The sequence below is a fragment of the Paenibacillus ferrarius genome (assembly GCF_002027705.1).
GTDB classification, from domain to species: Bacteria; Bacillota; Bacilli; order Paenibacillales; family NBRC-103111; genus Paenibacillus_E; species Paenibacillus_E ferrarius.
The window spans coordinates 205,613-222,784 of record NZ_MBTG01000073.1 but is presented as its reverse complement, the minus strand read 5'-3'; the positions used below and the strand labels follow the sequence as shown (position 1 = coordinate 222,784).

Sequence of the window (17,172 nt, the reverse complement as noted above, 5' to 3'; positions counted from 1 at the left end):
TCCCCCGTTTCCTCAAATTACGTCCTCACTTTCTCTTTATGCCAAAATAAGCTTCAAAAACCTTCGCCGCATCTCTGTTCGTTTGTGGCTGCCTCGACATGACGCCGCCCATCGGAGAAACAGAAGCTGGTTGGGATCGAACTTGCTCTTCTCGTTTAGCCTTCAGCCCCGCATCATAAGAAGCTCTCGCCGCAGCATTGGAGAGCGTCTGGTAAGCTTCATTCACCAGCTTGAACATCATCTCTGATTGCTTGCTGCCTGCATTCGCATCTGGGTGATGCCGCTTCGCCAATCGTTTGTAGGCCAGCTTAATTTCATCCACAGTCGCTTGCGGCTTAATCTCCAACAATTCATAATACGTTTTCATGCCAACCTCCCTTACTAAGCATAATTACAAAAAATAGGTAAGGGGCTAATGCCCCTTAACCTACTTTTCCCTTTTTCATTCTAGGCTGCAAGGCACATCCTAAACAGCGTAACCGCCTTCGATTGTTGTGAATTCGGTTTTGTCTTTCTTTTGCTTAATGAAAAGCGTGAAAGAACCAACACCTTCTGTATCTCCGAAACGCTCGCCATAATCAACAACAAATGCGTTAGGGAAATGGATTTTTCTAATCACTTGATCAGCAGCGATAACTTCCAAGGTTACTTTTCTGTAGCAATCCGCTTTCTCAGCCGGTACCAAGGACCATAAAGCCAGCTTCATCGTATCGTCGGCACTCTCGCCATCTGTAGCTGTGATGATCTTCCCAGTAATTTTCATGAAAGCTCCTACATCAGTCGATCTTGCGTTGGAATCGTCGGGCGTATCTGTTTCATAAACTACGGTTTGAATGTTGTCCATGCCCAGTTCAATTGTTTCTGCGCCTTCTACTTTAAGTCTGAATCCCATTGTTAAATCCTCCTAAGTAAATTAAATAAATTTTATGTGAAAGGATGAGGCTTAGAAGCCCACCATTGACACCTGAATGGGTGTAGCTATGGATTATTATGCTTTGACAGGGGTTGTTCCTTTGGTGATCATGACTTCTAGATTTTTCACATTGCCATTGAACACCAAGTCGATTTGACACAAATTGCTCTTATCATCAATCATGAAGCTCATATCATCCCCATCTTGAATGATGGAGTTCGTAAATCCACGTGTGCTTAGCCACTTGCTCTTCTGACTATTCGGATTATTACTGAAAAACTTCACAATGTTATCATGCTTGAAATCTCCCGTTTGGAAGCGCAAAATACGTTCGATGTAGGTGCTGACCAATGTTTTATACAGGGGATCAAAACCTTCGTCTGCCGAAGCCAAGCTTCTTGCTTTGTACACCGTAATTCGCTTAATATCTTTGCCCTGCAGTTGAGCATTCTCCGAAGAGAACACGAAACCGAAGTTTTTACGATTAATCGCATCTTTAATATTGTTCGTGAATCCGGAGATTTCCTTCGCCATCGTTGTAACCATGCGAAGCCCGTTATCGCCGGCTTCGATATCGAAGCGAACGCCCGGAAACTCTCTGCTTACACTCTTGAACGATTCTTTTAAATATTCGCTGCATTGGTAGGCAGCAACGATACCTGCTGCCACATAAGCAGCGCCAATGTAAACACCCTCAATCCACAGCTTGAGAATATCTTCCTTCTCTTTGGAAAGCGTAACCCCGTCTTCGGTTTGCAGCATTTTGGTATCAATAACCACACCGGACTTATCCTTCGGAATGACCGTAAAATTAGGAATGCAGGGCACTGCATATTCACTGTACTCTTTTCTGACCAATACACCGCATTTGTCCATATATTTATCGATCCCAGAGGTCGCCATGCTGTTGAAAGTAGTTTCCTCTCCTGTTTCAAAACTAAAGAAAATTTGCAGTTTATAATCCTTAACGACTTGCAGCAGCATGGATAGCGATTCCATCGTGTTGCCGTCCTGCTTGGCTACCTTCTCATTTCCTCTGAAGCGTTCACGGCTAACCGTAGACGAACCGGAAGATTCCAGCTGTACGGAAGGCACGATCCCGAACCAAATCGTATCTGAGAAATCATTTTTGGCATTAACCGTGTTCAAGAAAGTTTCCAATCTTGGAATATTGCTGCTTTTCACCATCATATCCAGCTTGGCATTCGTAACGATAAGCGACGGCTGCATACCTTTGTTTTTCGTGGCATATTGGTCAAAATACATTTTCACGCCTAATATTTTTTCCACCAAGGGCTTAACTGTTTTAACAAATTCATCCTTGGCGTTTTTGTAAAATTCAAGATATGTGTTGTAATTTTGAACCTCTATTTCAGTATTAATATTGCTTTGCAGCGCAGGCAGTGGGCAGAACGTCCGAACAACTAGATCTTTTACGTAGGATGAAGGCGTATCGGATACGGAGTCGTAATCGTCCTCAAATACACTGATCAACCCGTTTCCGACGCTATCTTCCATGACTAGAAGCTGTGTGCTGTCGCTTTTGGGAGCTTCGATAATTTTCAGCTCACCTGTTTCACCAATGGTCAACTGACCGATTTGAATGGCCTCGGAGTGACTTTCTTCTTGCGAGCTCCCCAGGAGAAGTCTGGTTTTGATATCCTCAATGGCCAACGGCAGCATCGCCATCACATTGTTGTAGTTTTTACTAGCGTCCTCGAACATGAAGTTCAGCTTATCGCCGAGATCCAGCTTCTTCGGATCGCCATCGTCCAGTTTGTCGTGTTGAGCATACAGATAATGTATCTCTTTGCGCACTTGACGAATATCATCCATAACTTTCTTCGGTGATATCATATCAAGCAAATTTTCAAACTTAAAATCCACATTGGTAATGCCCTGGCTGCGTTTTGTGTCAATCAGTGTAAACAGCATCTTCAAAAAGTCGTTACTCTGGTCAATCTTAATTTCAGATACGCTGTCATCAGATATTCCCTCTGGCTTTTTGAGTGTATACATGACCTTTTGATTGGCCGCATTAAAAAATGAGTATACGCTTGGGGAAAATTTATCTAAAAACTCATCAAAACTTTTTACAAGCAAATGCTGATTGATTTCCTTGATCTTGTCATCGCTTAGACTGTCAATACCTCTGACGTCGCCAACGATTGTCATAATATCCAGCTTTTCTGGATTCATTTCCTCAAAGAGAATCGTTCGATTAGTCTGATTTATAATGTCCATAGTTTCACCTATCAGCTAGTAAGACTAGATTATCTTATGAGTCCTACAGCTACTCCCTTCCAAAATGTGTGTAGATGTAAAGTAAGTTTGATAAATCATAGTATATATTGGTTTGTTTTAGCAAATATAAAATATTATAACTAAAAAGGTACTTTATACCTATTTTCACTTTGTATTTTTATGTTATATTTTGTAAAAACATGGTATGAAGCAACCTGCACACGGGCCAATCCTCCCTTCATTTTCTCAAGAAAAAGAAAGATTTGTATGAAATTGTATTATTTTGTATGTTTGATCATAATAGAGTATTTCTATAATTATTTCTGTGTGTTTTCACACACTTTAACAAAATTTGAGAATAAAAGGAGAATATTTACTTTGAAATACAACAAAAACCATTCCATACAGATAGCACCTATTTTCGCATCTTTCGTCATCTTCTTCGTCATTTTCTTTTACTTACTGGCAGAGATCACTCCCGCCAAAGAGGAAGCAGAGTCAGGCATCGATGCCGTTTTCGTGATAGATAACAGCTATTCAATGAACGCTACCGACCCGAATCGAGTAGCTGCAGAAGTCATTAAAATGTTTATGGATATGAGTCAAGCGGCTCACACCCGAATTGGCTTTGTTGCCTATAACCATAAAATTGTTGAATCGCAAGAATTAACTTCGCTAGCTGCAGAAGAACAAAAGAACAAGCTGAAGGCAAAAATTGAGAATTTGAAATTTTCCGGGTATACGGATCTTGGTTTGGGGTTAAGCAAGGGAGCTGATCTCATTCACAGCGGGAAAAATAGCACCTCCCGCCCGATGATGATTCTATTGTCTGATGGAGGAACCGATTTTGGACCTATTTCCACAGGCAGAGAAGTCGAGGATTCTAACAAGGATGTCGAACGTATAATCAGCGAAGCACAAAAAGAGGGTTACCCGATTTTTACGGTCGGATTGAATCATGATGGCTCCGTCAACGCCGCCCAGCTCGAAAAAATTGCCGCTCAAACCGGAGGCGTTTCATTCATCACGGAAAGCGCTGCGGATTTACCCGACATTTTCAATCGCATATTTGCTAAACAAATCCGTTCCGTGCTCGTGCCAGTAGCCACGATTACGGCAACTGGAGACTTGCAAGAAGTAACCGTTACAATACCTAATGAGAACATCGATGAAGCCAACATTATTTTATTGTCTCCGCATCCAATAACAGAGACACATCTGTACAGCAACGCCAATCATGTACAATTTTATAAATCCCAAAAGTACTCCCTGATGAAGATGCCGCAACCGCAAAAAGGAAGCTATCTACTGAAATTCAAGGGAAGCCCCGGCGATCTTGTGAAAATTAATGCCTTGCACAACTATAATATACGCGCAGGTTTTGAAATGCCTCAGGTTGTTAAAGGCGTTCCGGCCACCATATCTGCCTTTCTCCTTAACGAAACCGACGGAAAAAAGCTGACAAATCCTGATATTTACCAAACCTTAAAAGCTGAGCTCACCATCACAGATGTAAGCACGAAGCAAGAGCAGAAGCTGCCGATGACCCTTGCCGGCAATGGCATGTCGGTCGAAACAACCTTTGCGCATTCCGGCAAATATCAGACCAGCCTCTTGCTCCAAGGGCCCGACTTCTATCGGGAAGCAACCGGTCAGGGGCTGGAGATAACCAATGCCTCACCGGAGGCTATCAGCGATGGGAACATCTTGTTAAGCAAGGAGGATGGGCCAGCTTCTATCGATCTTTCGACACATTTTCGCGATGTGAATCATGACAAGCTTAGCTATACCATTGATACCATCAGCAATGACAAATTGGCGGACTATTCCCTCGAGAACAACGGGATTATGCTCATCTCTCCGCATCGCACCGGAGAGTCCGTAATCAAACTAACCGTGAAGGATTCTGAGGGAGGCTCCGTAACTTCAAACCTCAACCTTACCGTTCGTTCCATTTGGACTCGGTACATCATGATCGGAAGCTTTGTGCTAGGCCTATTCCTTGTGACGCTGATTATCTGGTTCGTGCTTCGCCCTAAGCCCAAATTTGTCGGACGGCTTGAAGGCTACTTCTTGAATACAGCTAGCGGGAACGATATTCCCGTTAAATATTGGCCTCTCCCTTCCTTTGGCAAGCAGCAGACAATCCGGCTAAGCGATTTATTTGCCAGTCTAGCTATTAATGAACCGCTGCCGGAGACAGAACGCATAACGTTCCAAGCAGGTAAACAGGGAACTCTCTTAATCAAGCACAACACCAAATGCTCCATTGAAAAAGGAAAAACCCCCATTCCTAAGAACAAAAAAGAAATGATTCATTACAACGATAAAATCTACATTACCTTTGAGGACCACATCACAGAAATTGAACTACGCTATAAAGAAATAAAACCCAGCACCCTGTCATAGACGGGGTGTGGGTTTTTCTGTTTTTTTGAGCTTGCCAATCGATAAGTCCAGGCCTTTCAAACGGTAGTATTCCATATGAAGCGCAGCCTTCATAACCCGAAGGGAAGGACATCTTTTGGCGAATTTCACAGCCATTCCCCACATAATGATGAACGACAATAAAGCGCCAACTCTGTTATTAAGTTTCCTAGCCGATGGGAGGTTATCTTGAATCAACCTTTGAGATATATCCATAGGCACTTGACCCGTCAGAACATAATAAATGATTGCGGCCAAGCTAAACATGTCCGAATATGTTCCTTGCGTCGATTTATCTGAATATAATTCCAGCGGTGAAAATCCCTCTGATGTCATAATCGGATAGCTGGAAGCCGTATCCAAGTGAATAGCGGAACCGAAATCAATGACTTGCGGACTGCCGTCTTCACCTATCATGACATTCCCCGGCTTGAGGTCACGATGGATAATTCCTTGGTCATGCATGTATTGAATCCCTTCGAGTAAAGGGATTAGCGTCTTTCTTACCCAGTCAGCCCTTGTCATCGGATGATTTTGGTGAATACAGCTCTCTAACGTTTGCCCCTTGCAATAGGCCGTGACCAGGTAGCTGGTTCCATTTTGCTCAAAATCGTTCATAAATTCCACGATATTCTTATGCCGAAGCCGCTTCAGAATCGCAGCCTCCCGGCGGAAAGCTTCTCGCAGCATATCAATATGGGGTTGTGCCGATGGCTTGCGAGCAATAACGGTCGTGTTGTCCAGATCCCTCATTACAAGGGATTTGGGATAGTACTCCTTGATGACAACGCTCTCTGAGCTCTCAACGTGATAACCGAGATAAACGATGGACAGCTCGCTTGACGCTATGTAGCCGGTCAACTTATAGGTCTCGTTCAGCAAACTACCCAGCTGTAAATAGCAGCCATGCTCGTTTTTTTGATTCATGAAGATGACTCCCGTCCATATGGTTATTACTACCAATATAACGCGTTACCCCATACTTTGTAAAAGATGAATGCTGTCATGAAGCTCGTCGGGAGAGTTTGGAAATTGAAAACCGTCAGGGAAAACACACAAAAGCGCGCCCTCTAAAGCGACGCGCTTTCTCTCAATGTATTTATGATTCAGCTACAGCCAGCCAATGTCCGGGCTGCACTTCAACGAAACAAAACACGATGAATCACTTGTGCCGCTTCTGCCCTTGTTGTCGTTCCTTCAGGTACAAAAATGCCATCCGCCCGTCCGTTCAGTAAATGCAGACCCGCTGCAGACAATACAGCTTGTTTGGCCCATTCACTAATCTGCCCTTGATCGGAGAACGTAACATCATTTGAGGATACCTCTTTGTTTCCGAATTTCACATGCCAAGCCCGCATCAGCATCGTGGCCATTTGTTCGCGTGTGATAGCCGAATCCGGAATAAACTCATGATCGCTGACTCCTTCAACGATTCCCGCATTTGCAGCAGCATTGACTTCGTTCGTATACCAAGCCGTATTCGGAATGTCTACATATTGGCTCGCACCGTTCAAAGGAAGCTCTAACATGCGTGCAAGAAGTGCAGCAAACTCTGCTCTTGTAATTTGTTTATCCGGATAGAAGCCTTGTGAACCTACAGAAGAAGCCATCATCGGCTCGACCACCATGGATTGAAACATTTCTCTCGCCGCGAGGTCGCCGATAACTTGAGCCGCCCAATGCTCCTTCACATCAAAATAATTCACGTTGTATTCAAGAATGACGAAGTCTCCGCCACCCGACATGGTAAACACAGCTTCGGTGGAATCCGAAGAACGATTTGGCGAGTGAAATCTCAATTGTCCGTCTTCATTTACATGGTACAATCCGAGACGCTTGCCATTAGCCTTTGGCGGCAATGGCAAATGAACTTCAGCCCTTTGGCCGCTCGTACCGATACCCACAGCGGAAGTATTCGAGTTCCAATCCATATGAATCATCTTTGCTGCAGGAGTAATTTGGACAGACTGGCGGTTCTGCAGCTCCGTCAGCACGTCCAGCAGCTCGTCATCCCAGATTCGATAAGATAAAGAAAGTGAAGCTTGGCGTATCTGCTCGTCCGTCATAGCCGAAGCCGTTGCACGGAGAGACTCATACGGAACCACAATAGCGCCCCAGTCGAATTCGAGTGAAATTCTCGGCACGGTCATCGATTTAACCGCAGAGTAAGGGACATCTACTTGAGCCTTCCCTTCCTCCACTTTAATAATAGCTGACTCTTGACCGTTTGTTGGCATCAATTGCTCAGGACTCACTTTCAAGATAAACGCTTGATCGGCTCCTCCAGGTACAGTTGGAGGTACATAGCCTCCTCCGCCATTGCTGCTTCCAGCATTTCCGTTGTCGCCATTATTGCCACCATTATTCCCGCCAGTGTTTCCGTTACCGCCATCATTGCCGGTATGGCCATCTGCAATAACAACAAGCTCCGTACTAGCTTCCAGCCCATTATAGGTTGCGGTGATTGCAGCATGACCAGGGCTCAGTGCTGTCACTATGCCATCGTTATTAATTGTTGCTACCTGCTCATAGCTGCTATAGAATTTTAGACCGTCTTGTATTGGAACTAATTTGTTATCAGGGCTATACAACCCGAACACATTGGCCTGACCTTTCTCACCGACGGTTAACTGATGCAGCCCATCTATGGTGAGAGACTTAAGCTTAGGAGTAACATCGACTTCCTCTTGCTTGGCTTGAACCAATAGCGTATAGCTGCTGTGAAGAGCTTGATAGGTGGCAGAAATAACCGTTTCGCCCGCTTTAAGTGCCTTCACTTTTCCAGTAGCTACATCCAACGACGCCACTTCCGGATTAGAATTGGAAAGTTGGAGTCCTTGAGCTGCTATTTTTCCACCGTCTAAAAGTAGGATAGAACTGCTATCACTATATGTAGCTCTTACAACCGTCTGCCGTTCATCATCCACAATGGAAGGTTTCAAACCCTCCAACTGAATAGACTGAAGGACTGGGGACGTCACCGGAACCGTTTGAACCAATAACTTGTAGGACGTAATCAGAGAACCAAGAGACGCTGTAATAATCGTTTCGCCTTCTCCATGCGCTGTAATATTCCCATTTGCGTCTACGGAGGCAACTTCAGGCTTGCTGCTGCTTACTAGGAATCCGTTCACGATTTCCTTTCTGCCATCCGTATAAGTCGCTTCTACGACTGAATTCCGTCGTTCTCCCACCTTCATTGGCGCTAGTCCCTGCAAGCGGATCGATTCAATAACAGGTTTCGCGATAGAGAACGTACGTTCCTCTGACTTTGTTTGATTGCCGTAGGAATCCTTGGCCACTGCATACCAAGTGTAAGGCTGGTTATAAGCCCGCTGATTCCATGTGTGTTCAGCCACTCCCGTATCCGAGGCAGCCTGTTTAGTCTGGATAAGGTTAGGCGAGCTTCCTATTATTCCGATATAGCCTGTAGCTAGTTCGATAGGCTCGTTGTTGACATTTAACGGCATGGTGTAAAATTCGTGCTTCTCCTGGAAAAACCCGTAGTTATCCTTCGTAATAGGAGAATAAGGCACCATAGAGATCATCTGCTTTTTCAGATCGAAATACATCATACGAATGTACCCCGCTCCACCCAATGCAGCATCTTGATAGTCGTGCAGCAGCTCATATACGACTTTACCGCCAATTCGTTTTACATTGTAATAGGCCGATTGGTTGTGGCCGCACAATACCATAAAAATGTTACTGTTAGGCTGTACGATCTGCTCCATAATTTTTTTGCCGCCGTAATCATCTGTGCCATATGTTCCGGAATACAATAAGTATTCGTGCACGGCTAAAATGGCTTTGCGATCCTTGTATTGCTGCAAGACTTGGTTGGCCCAATTAATCGAAGATTGATTAAAGCCCCCCCACCCTATATACATGATGATGAAATCGACGCCGCCAGCGGAAATGAGGTCATAATGGTTCTGATTCCAGCTGTTATATTCGTTATAGTAAGGCTTCCCTTGAAACAGCTTTCCAGCAAATCGGAACGCACCAAAATATTTCCCGTACAAGGCGTTGTTCATATCGTGATTTCCTTGAATCACACCATAAGGGATACCCGCATTGTCCAAAATTTTCATGCTGTGATCAGCATTTTGCCATTGAGATTCCTGGTTTGCACTGTTCACAATATCCCCGGTATGAATCACATACTGGATTTTTTGTGCATCCTTATTGTCGGCAATCCACTGCGTACTGGCATCGTATGCGCCTGGGAATGATTCGGCCTCAAGCTGGGTATCCGTCATCCAAACGAAGGAAAAATCATACTGGCTTGGATCCGGTTTTTGTCCCGGAAGCATGGTGTCCTTCTGCGTTGCAGCTACGTACAGCTTGGCTACTTTGGTTGTGCTGTTCACCATCGTAGTCTTATTCAACGTACCGATCAGCTTGAAATCGCTATTGTCGCTATTTCCGTTACGAGAAGCGAGAAGCTCCCATTTACTAGTCGAATAGTTCCAAGCGTATAACATGACTTTCTCTTTGGAGTGTCCTTCCCATGACACTTCCAAATCTTTGACGTTGGATAGATCGCTATTCATTGTTAGATCAAAACGTTGATACGGATAATTAGACAGCGACTTGCTGCTGTAATAGTTTCCGTCTGATGCTTTGATTCGATCATACGCCTCAACAGGCAGCGCTGTTTCTGAAGTAATTGACGCACTGCTCGGCGGATCCATCGAATCCGTTCGCTCATAGGCAGCATCCGTCGTCAATTTGCTGCCAAAGTCTTTCACAACCTGCACATTTTTCTCATAAAAGCTGACATCCATTGGCTCTCCCGTAGGCGACTTCGCCTTTACCCGAAGCGTTACATCACTGGTTTGCTGAGCCTGCTCCCCGCTAGCACTTTCAGGAACAACGGATGGATTCAATTTTCGGCCATCAATTGTAAAAGTGACCGTTTTGCTCTCGATGACCGAAGGGTTGGCATTGGAAGCCGCCTCGACATAAAGCGTATGAGCACCACTTTTGAGCTCTTTCAACATGGATTGAAAGGTCTTGTCGTCCGGATTGGCGTTCAATGCCACATAATCATTGGCGTCAAGCTTATAACGAATATTGGCCTTTTCGCTTGCCAGTCCGCTTAAGCTTAAGTCCGGAGTAAAGTAGGTTTCACCTTGCTTTGGTTGAAGTAGCGTCAGTTGAAGCGCATTTTTCTTTTCTGGTTGGCCAAATACGATAAAATTGCTGTTTTTTCTCATACTTTTATACTCAGCCTTCACCCACGCCTCACTGCGAGCTACCTTGGAAACCCGGACCTCATCGACACCACCGCGATAACCGCCACCGGCAGCGCCAGCATCGGAAGATTTACTGATCGTCAATGGCGCGGTTGACGTGCCGCTTGTTGTGATCAATGAACCTGTGCGGGCTGCAGAATCTACCAGAACTCCGTCCCGGTAAAGCTTGAGGTTATTTCCCGCTGTGTTTTTATCATAGGTTAGTGTGAAATAAGTCCAATCTTCCGTTACGTTCCCTCCGTTAAGAGCGGCTGCGCTGCTTCCGTTTTTGAGAGGATCGACATCGTTAGTGAACAAATTCGCACTCCATTTTCCACCGGACAGCTTCATAAAATAGGCCTGGTTCAAGCTATCTGCGCTCCGCTGTCTAGCGATAAGGTAATACGAAAGTTTGGTTAATTCGTAATCGTTCGCACGTGCCCATAAGGAAACGGTAAGCTGTTGTTCTCCATCTCCGACAAGCCCGTTTTTCGCTCTTACATAACCTCGATGGCTCTCATAATAACGGCCTACCATGTTATATCTCGGATCATCTTTTGCGTATAACGTGTACGAAGGTCCACTGGAGCTTGCTCCTACAGCCTGCCGCAAGCCCATATTGTTATTGGCTGTCGAGTCCTGATATTGTTTGACGGCAGTAGGCTGTTCGAAATAATCTTGAATTCGTTCACCGAAATGGTAGACGAGCAAAAAGTTCGGGTCCCACACCGCTTTTTGCTGGGGGGCACTTAATGTGCTGCCGCCGTAATACAACCAAATGCGGTCTGATCTGGAAAGGCCATGGATCAGCGGAACTTTGACCCAAACGATGCTTTCATCGTTTGGATCCCATTTTTCCACCTCATAGCTCAGTTCTTTCGTTTGATCATCATTGTAAAATTTCAGATCGCTCTCCGAGGTTACGGCGTAGTCGATCGTTGTTTTGTTCAATTTAATAGGAACAGGAAAATCGCTTAAATCCTCCGAACCGTCGGAATTGTCAATCGTCAGCATGACTCGGTTATTCCGGTCCGAATCCTTCCATGGAGCAGGCTCAGGTGCCGTGCTCGCATAAGCACTGGATGGAGAAAATGACCCTGTTATCTGACATATGATCATGAAGGCCACGATAACCGCACACCACTTTTTTATACGCAGCATTGTTCGCAAGAAAGTCTCCTCCTACTTCGAGATGGTTTTATGTACTCTTCCGCCTATTTGTTCAACAATCTCAACAGGACTTGTACCGCTTCCGCACGCGTAGCGGGATCGTTCGGGTAGAACATTCCGTCTTCTCTTCCTTCCATCAATCCCAACTGTGCAGAACGATTCACGGAAGCTTGAGACCATGGAGCAAACCGATCAGAGTCGGTGAATGTGAATTCCTGGCCCGACACTTGTTTGCCGGCTGTGTGTTTGTACGCACGAACCAGCAATACAGCCATTTCCTCTCTATTGATTGTCGCTTCCGGATCAAAGCGATTGCCCTCTTTTCCTTCGACTAGCCCTAATGCTGCGGCTCCGCCAATATACGGCGAATACCAGGCATCTGTTGGCACATCATGGAATTGTCCGCTCCCCTCCAGATGGAGATTTAATGATCGCATCAACAATGCGACGAATTCAGCTCGAGTTACTGCCTGATTCGGGTAAAAATAATGGTTGTTGGCTCCCTCGGCGTTATGCATGGCACTCATAATCTGAATCGAACGAGAAGCCCAGTGAGCGGACGGAACATCTTTATACACTTTCCGATACTCCAACACCGCATATTTACCGCTTCCACGCAGTTCAGCCTGGATGCCTGCATCGGTCCATTGTCCTCTGATGTACTTCATACTGCCGTCAGCGAACAATTGGTAAACGCCAAGCAGTTGTTTATCTGCATTTGCAGGCACTGGGAATATGACCTGCACCGGCTCAGTCCAATTAGCAATCAGTCTGTCCTGCCCATTAGCCGATTGAACAGCGATCTTGAAATCGTAAACTGGCGATACTGGATTGAGTTTTGTATTGGAGAATGCTTCAGCATTGCCGATCAGAGCATTTACCAAAGAGCCCGAAATGACTGGCAATGATATCGCAATTCGCATTTGATTTTTATCGGCTACACCTTCAACCATCGCAGTTTGCAGCAGTTTGCCCGGAACTTGCAGTACCAGACCATTTTGTTCAAAGCGGATCATGTGGTTCCCCAGAAGCTCTCCAGCGTTAATCGGTAAGGTCACTTTGGAGACATCCGTTCCGAATGATACAGCAGTATTTCCTACTGCCTGTTTGACACCCGTTTCACTCATATCCAACACGCCGTTGCTCACATTTGCATCCGGTACGTTTGAACCACTACCGCTGCCACCTCCATAGCCGCCTGAACCACCGCTGTTGCCATTGCCGGCTCCTTGCTCCAATCGCACTGTAAGTAAGGTTGGTACCTTCTTGTTCCCATAAGTGGCCGTTAGCACGGTATCGCCTTGCTTCAAGCCGGTCAGTTTGCCTGGTCCATCCAGACGCAGCAATGAAAGATCAGCTACAATCCATTGCGCCGAATCTGTAACGGACACCGTGGTGGCATCATCATACACTGCTTCCAAAGCATATACGACCTGCTCTCCTACCTTCACACTCTTCGGTCCTATTAAACGAAGCGATTGCAGCTGCTTATCCGGTTGCGTCGGAGTCACCGGGTCCTTCTGACTTTTCACAACCGTGGAGAACTGCGCATTAAAGCCTTGATAGGATACCTTAAATGTAACAAGCCCCGTCTTTGCTCCGTAAATGGCTCCCGTTACTGAATCGATTAACGCTATGTCAGTGTTGTCGCTGACGTATATAACATCCCGATTCAGAACGATGGACGATTGATCGCTATAAATCGCTCGGACAACCGTATTCGCCGTTTCACCAATTAACAATTCGGACGGTCCTTTAAATAGCAATGATTCCATCTGAGGCTGACCCGGATTAACAACTGGCTTGTCAGGCACGATCTTGACGAACCAATCGGCTTGCAGACCGTTCCACGCTGCATGCAGATTAGCCTCACCCGGCTCTAAAGCCTGTACAACACCTTGATTGTCAACGGCTGCCACATTGGGTTGATCTGACGTGTAGGCTACATCAGAAGTTAGTACTTCATTAGTTCCCTCTTTATAAAAGACTTTTGTCAGCAGAACACCCGTTGTCCCTGCTTTCATTTCAACAGGTCCAGCAAGTTCGATATATTGCGGTACAGGCGCTTTGACCGTAATTGTAACTTCCGCTTTATACATGCCGTATTGCGCTGTTAATTTCGCCGTCCCTTTACTCAGTGGCGTAATCAGACCGGAGTTAGAAATGGAAGCCGCTGCAGGATTCAAGCTTTTATAGATGACACCCTGTTGAAGCTCGCTTTCTACGCCGGAGGCATTTTTCTTCTTAATGATGGCTTGTCCAGTCTGACCGATGGTCCATTCGGCTGGAATGTCCCACCGTATTGCTGAAACATCTTCGGGATTGCTGCCCGCCAAATACGTGTTGTACAAGGTTAGAACATCAGCTGCCGCAAATACTTTGCTGTACAGTTGAATAAATCCGATTTTACCTTTCAAAAAACCGGACGCTCTTCCCGCATCATCAACGGAAGCTCCAATACCCAAATCCGTCTTGGTCGACCCGCCAATCGCACCGACTCTAGACTGGCTGCCCACTTCCAATCCGTTAAGATACAGCTTTGCCGTCAATCCATCGTATGTTGCTGCTGCATGATAGATCTTATTAGCCGCAAGTGTCGGGGTACTTTCGACGATGACATATGCCCCTGCTTTGCCGAGCATATCCCAAACATAAAACCAAGCTTCCAGTTTCCTCGTAATCGGATTATATTGCAGAACATAATCGGACTGACTGTTCTTAGCAACGATCGTCTGTGCACTGTACAAGTCTTCCAATGAAAACGAAGTGACAATGGACATATATTCCGGACTTAGTGTGGAATGATGTGGAACTCGGACATAAGAACTGCTGCCATCCAGCGACAAAACGTTCTTGCCAAAGCTCGGATCGTAACCTACTGCGGCTGAACCGATTGAATATCCATCATGATGCGCGGAGCTGCTGTCTTCCGTAGCCGATTGTTCAAAACGGTAGTCCAGCAAATCCGCCTTTTCATCTGCGCCAGCCATTATATTCCCAGGCACAAGGTATGTTTTGGAAAGAATCGGCGCCGCCCAACGTCCTGTCGTTACACCCGCTTCGATATTCAGCGTATAGGTACTGCCCGGGCGCAATGCTTTCAGACTGAACTGCCGGTCTGTTGCCGGAACGGTCGCTATGACTTTACCGTCCATGGAAATCCGGTATTTATCTACGCCCAGAACGTCAACCGCCTCTGGCCACGAAAGCAGTACTCCGCCATCAGCATGACTTTGAACGTTGATTTGATCCCCATTCGGCCACAGTGTGTCAATCGGCCTTTTCAATTTGGTTGTTACTTCCAAATATGACGCATAGGCGCCTGCCGAATTCTCCTTACTGTACACGTTCACCGTATAATCACTGGCTATTTCTTTCAGTGCCACGCTGACCTGCTTATTTACGGACAAACGAGCTTTAGCATACGATGTGATGTCGTACTCTCGCCATTCCAGCTTATTATTAAATGAGATGGTCTGAATACTATTGCCGATAGCCGGCATGTTGTTATAGGTGATTGTGCCTTCATTCCAGCTATCATCGGAAATCCCAAAGGCAGCTATATCCTGAAGTGTAGCATCCGAGGCTCGCGAATCACTGATAGCTCCGTACAACTTAAGCTTCACCGATTCAATATCGTCCGCATCTTCCCTTTTGATACCGCTCAAATTATATTTAAAAAGACCATAGCGCAGATAGTTGTCGACTGTTGTGCTGTTTTTGATGTTAATGATCGATTGACTGCCATAATTACTGGTTCCCGGATTGCCTTGCACAAAAGTGTCATCCGTAGTATAAGCATAGATCTTGCCGCTTATATCCGGTATGGATTGTGCCGTTACTGTGATTTTAGATGTGGCGGTAACTCCGCCTCCCGTTACCGTTACATTCGCAGTACCAACCGCTAATCCAGTAATGACGGCTTTGTTTCCGGTGGATTCTATCCGCCCGATGCTTGCATTGTCAATAGACCAGTGCAATAACGTATTTGGCGAATCGACTGATGCCTCAAGATCAGCCGTTTCTCCGATGGTCAGATTCGCTTGATCGAAGTTTAATCCGATGCCCGGTACTCTGTAGCTGACCAAGGGTCCGTTAGCCGTCAAGTTGCCCAGCCGATCCATAGCCTCCACCCGAAAAGTGGCCGACTCGCCCGTCACGAAACCATAGGTGGTATAAGTATTTGTTGAACCATTTACTGAAGCCAGCAAATTATTGTTTTTGTATATCATGTATTGTGTTGCGCCTACACCGTCAACTGCAGCATTGGCAGCTGCCGACGGCCATGTCAATTGATAACCGTTAGGATCGACGGGGGTTCCCGTCAGTGTGCTGTTCGATGGCCAGATGGGAGCATCGTCCGTATTCCGGGTCGACTTGATGTTGTACAATAACTGAACTTCATCGTTATTTAGTGCTTTCGTGAAGATGCGGAAATCGTCAAGCTGCCCTTTGAATGGAATCTTCTCCGTACCATCCACACCGATATTCAGCTTTAATATCGCTGCCGGATCGATCGTGCCTGCACCAATGATGCTGATCGTTTTCTTCAGGACATTGTCCATGTAAAACGCAGCATTCCCGGTACGATTATGGGCGACGACGATATGATGCCATTGGTTATCGTCCACGATAAGCTGAACGGGACTGCTGTTGTTCAGGCTGGACTTGTGCAAATCCATCCGCGCCAAGCTAGCCCCCTTGTAATTCCACGTCAAATAGTGATTGTATACCCCTATTTCCCAACCTTGATTAGCACCGCCTGACCAATCTTTGTTGGAGACTATGGTAGAGTCTGCGGTGCCGATGACCGAGCTGTTGGCTTTCATCCAGAAGGAGACCGTGAAATCTTGGGCGGCACCGAACCTGAATTTACTGTTGCTATTGTTGTAATTAGCAATGTTCAAATATCCGCCCAGCGTCGTATCAATGGCCTGGTCTCCGACTGTACCGGCCGTATAAGTCAATGTGTTTTTAACCGTACCGTTATTCCCATTGCCTGAGGCATCAAGCGCACTGCTCTCAAATGGCAAATATAAGATTTGCTTATCGAATAAATCCGTATCGCTTGAAACAGCGTACGCCTGAGGTACCCGGTCATCATACATATACAATAGGAACATAGCGACGAAACAAAAAATGGATGCCAATAGCGTCATTTTGATACGTGGCATTAAG

Annotated in this window: 7 protein-coding genes; 1 reads left to right on the top strand and 6 read right to left on the bottom strand. The window is 45.8% G+C overall.

Going from position 1 to position 17,172, the window contains the following annotated elements; all coding sequences use genetic code 11:
* Nucleotides 1–25 precede the first annotated feature (25 nt).
* The 3 genes from BC351_RS41025 to BC351_RS41015 form a co-directional block, all read right to left on the bottom strand.
* Nucleotides 26–367, bottom strand: coding sequence for a J domain-containing protein (locus tag BC351_RS41025; protein ID WP_079421455.1), 342 nt, complete (start codon nucleotides 365–367; stop codon nucleotides 26–28).
* A 99-nt stretch (nucleotides 368–466) separates the two neighbouring features.
* Nucleotides 467–892, bottom strand: a complete 426-nt coding sequence (locus BC351_RS41020; RefSeq protein WP_079421454.1) for a membrane-associated protease 1 — start codon at nucleotides 890–892, stop codon at nucleotides 467–469.
* Nucleotides 893–988: 96 nt separating this feature from the next.
* A complete protein-coding gene (locus BC351_RS41015; RefSeq protein WP_079421453.1) occupies nucleotides 989–3,157 on the bottom strand; it encodes a transcriptional regulator in 2,169 nt (722 codons plus the stop codon).
* A gap of 378 nt (nucleotides 3,158–3,535) precedes the next feature.
* Between BC351_RS41015 and BC351_RS41010 the strand changes: the two genes are divergently transcribed.
* Nucleotides 3,536–5,566 carry a vWA domain-containing protein gene (locus tag BC351_RS41010; RefSeq protein ID WP_244209356.1) on the top strand — a complete coding sequence of 677 codons (2,031 nt, stop codon included), beginning with the start codon at nucleotides 3,536–3,538 and terminating at the stop codon, nucleotides 5,564–5,566.
* Here the strand turns inward: BC351_RS41010 and BC351_RS41005 are convergent.
* From BC351_RS41005 to BC351_RS40995, 3 genes are all read right to left on the bottom strand, one after another.
* Nucleotides 5,561–6,511 (bottom strand): serine/threonine protein kinase, encoded by a 951-nt coding sequence (locus tag BC351_RS41005; RefSeq protein ID WP_079421451.1) that lies wholly within the window; start codon nucleotides 6,509–6,511, stop codon nucleotides 5,561–5,563. The genes BC351_RS41010 and BC351_RS41005 overlap by 6 nt on opposite strands.
* Nucleotides 6,512–6,723: 212 nt before the next feature.
* Complete coding sequence (locus BC351_RS41000) at nucleotides 6,724–11,985, bottom strand: DUF2341 domain-containing protein (RefSeq protein WP_244209364.1); 5,262 nt, start codon at nucleotides 11,983–11,985, stop codon at nucleotides 6,724–6,726.
* A 53-nt stretch (nucleotides 11,986–12,038) separates the two neighbouring features.
* Entirely contained in the window at nucleotides 12,039–17,168 is a 5,130-nt protein-coding gene (locus tag BC351_RS40995) for a LamG-like jellyroll fold domain-containing protein (protein ID WP_079421449.1), read from the bottom strand.
* Nucleotides 17,169–17,172 lie beyond the last annotated feature (4 nt).